The organism is Methanomassiliicoccales archaeon, from assembly GCA_029907465.1.
In the GTDB taxonomy this organism is placed as follows: Archaea; Thermoplasmatota; Thermoplasmata; order Methanomassiliicoccales; family JACIVX01; genus JACIVX01.
This window is the reverse complement of record JARYLV010000044.1, coordinates 1-532: the sequence shown is the minus strand read 5'-3', so window position 1 is coordinate 532 and position 532 is coordinate 1. Positions and strand designations below refer to the sequence as shown.

General features: G+C 41.2%; 1 protein-coding gene. It reads right to left on the bottom strand.

Annotated features, from left to right (window positions below):
• Positions 1 to 170 precede the first annotated feature (170 nt).
• On the bottom strand, positions 171 to 467 hold the full coding sequence (locus QHH00_08505) for a hypothetical protein (protein ID MDH7509410.1): 297 nt from the start codon (positions 465 to 467) through the stop codon (positions 171 to 173).
• Positions 468 to 532 lie beyond the last annotated feature (65 nt).

The following is a 532-nucleotide window of genomic DNA, read 5'->3' as shown; positions in this document are numbered from 1 at the left end:
TATCACTCATGGTTATGATAACCTCAGGAAAGAGATTGAGGCTACAATCAATCTATTACCGAATAATACTACTGATGATCTAAAATCCGAATCCAATTTGCCTGCATGATATTGAGCCTTTTTTTCAAAAAAAGAAAGAAGGAAAAAGGGGGATACAGTAGGTAAGAAAATCAGTGTGGATCGTTTCTCGGAATGCCTAATGTCTGAACATTTATTAGGGGTTCCCAGCTGTGGGGATCATTACGCGGGATCGCATATGTATATACTCCTGAGATAGCCCCCGATCCATTCGAACCATTAACCCAACTGTGTGGGTCATTTCTAGGAATCCCAAGATTACTTCCGGACAAAATCTTGTGAGGATCATTCCCTGGAATGCCCAGCGGTAAAAGGGTCGAAAGCACCAATCCAAATGCGGCTAGAAAAAGGGTGGCGGTGGCGACGATCGCGACAATTCTCTTTTTCATTTTCAATACCTCCGAATTTTTGTTTAACAGTTTTTGCAAAAAAATATAAAAAGGGTGCTTGAGCA